The following is a 258-nucleotide window of genomic DNA, read 5'->3' on the forward strand; positions in this document are numbered from 1 at the left end:
CCGCAGATGATCCACGGCCAGGCCCCGTGAGAATGCCCTTGTTTCTCGCATAGGCCATGAAATCGGAAACGATAAGGAAGTAATCGATATAGCCCATTGCCGAAATGACGCCCAGTTCATAATCAAGCCTCTCCGAATAGTCTTGTCCCGCCTGTCGCCCCCGTTCTTCCAGCCCTTTCAGGCACAGGGCACGGATGACTTCATGTTTATCGCTGCCTTCTTTTACCGGATATTTTGGCAGCAATTGCCGATTCAGTG

1 protein-coding gene is annotated in these 258 nt (G+C 51.9%); it reads right to left on the reverse strand.

Annotated features, from left to right (window positions below; all coding sequences use genetic code 11):
• The coding region (locus SB822_RS58630; RefSeq protein ID WP_410859311.1) for a hypothetical protein at positions 1-258 on the reverse strand (258 nt) is incomplete at both ends.

Source organism: Paraburkholderia sp. SIMBA_054, assembly GCF_046534875.1.
GTDB lineage: Bacteria > Pseudomonadota > Gammaproteobacteria > Burkholderiales > Burkholderiaceae > Paraburkholderia > Paraburkholderia hospita.